This is a genomic window from Neptunicella marina, assembly GCF_014270035.1.
Taxonomy (GTDB): Bacteria; Pseudomonadota; Gammaproteobacteria; order Enterobacterales; family Alteromonadaceae; genus Neptunicella; species Neptunicella marina.
Genome location: NZ_JACNEP010000039.1, coordinates 1 through 1,411 on the forward strand (window position 1 = coordinate 1; position 1,411 = coordinate 1,411).

The 1,411-nt window shown below is 44.2% G+C and carries 1 protein-coding gene; it reads right to left on the bottom strand.

The genetic code is table 11. The features are described 5' to 3' along the window. Positions 1–3 precede the first annotated feature (3 nt). Positions 4–1,332, bottom strand: a complete 1,329-nt coding sequence (locus H8B19_RS18800) for an IS4 family transposase (protein ID WP_186508688.1) — start codon at positions 1,330–1,332, stop codon at positions 4–6. Positions 1,333–1,411 lie beyond the last annotated feature (79 nt).

The following is a 1,411-nucleotide window of genomic DNA, read 5'->3' on the forward strand; positions in this document are numbered from 1 at the left end:
CAGTCAGTTAAGCTGACTGGCATTTTTCTTTTTATGGGGATATCGATTTGTTTTCGGTTTTACCCATCTTGGATAAGCCCTATCTTCCCTTCGTGGTGGTAACTGGTAGAAGCCCAATTGGTCAATAAGCGAGTTATATAGGATAGGCAGTTTTCCGGGGCTGGTTAGTTGGAGAGTCATCAAGAAGGCAACAATGGTACTTGAGCAGCCACTGAAACTTAATTGATTAGGCCATATTCCTTTTCTATTTGCCGCTTCCGTCATCGCTGAGCGTATAAGATTATAGGCCAGCAGTAATCCCCACATTTCTTGTTCAACCATGTCGGGTAATTTACTACGCAGGGTATATTCGCTATTGAGCATTGTTTGTTTGATTTCCCTAAACCCCAGTTCAATTTCCCATCGATGGCTATACAGCTCCACTATTTCATTTCCTGGAAAACGCATCGCATCTACCATGGACGTTAATACCTGACAGGTTTTTCCTTTTATCTCCTTCGTAATCAGGCGTGCTTCAATAAAGTCTGGCAAGTCATCAAATCGTTTGCGTGCATGAGCCGTTGTCATCAGTTTGACCACTTTATCATTGCGACCAAGGGAACGTATCACTTCATACTGAAGCCCTCTCTTTGCTGGAATAAGCCAGTGCCGTTCCTGACCATTACTATGCCAGCGGTTTAACAATCCAAGTGAGTAATAGCCTTTATCAAACAGGGTAAGAGAGTGGCAAGGCGTATCATCAATGAGCTGCTCTGCCAATACCATTTCATTGGATTTATATTTGTCAAAGGTGCTATTGAGTAGCTGATGGCTAGTGAGCTCCATATGGCAAACCATGCGTATCTGTGGAAAACTGGTATCACCATGTTGCGTGCTCGCTGAGCCATACTTCTCACGGTTCTCAGGCGTATCCGTTGTACGCCATACAACACCATCTACTGCTAGCAGATTTAGTCCATTCCATGTTTCGAATCGCTGGGATTGATACCAATGATGAGCCATTTTTTTGAACACTGCTTTGACGGCATCAACACCTAAACGTTGCCTGGCTTGAACCATAGCACTGGGCGCAACCAGCGGATTCTTACCCGGTAACGCAATATCCATTTTATTCGCAATATGCCAGACAGACTCTTGTCGAAACAAACTCATTCCAATCACAGACCACATTACCGCTTCAAGTGGAAGCCTGCGTTTCCTGACGGTTGCTACCCCTGATTCAACAAACGCGGTATCGATAATGGTAGGGTCGAGAAATGACGATAGCTGTTCAAAGGTGCTGAATTGGGTACTGGCATTAAATGCCGTATTGAGGGCTTGTTGAAGTTGCACAAAAAAATCCGATGACCTTACGATCATCGGATTTTGATCCTCTTATGCCGAATGTCAACTTCTTAACTGATCGGCATTA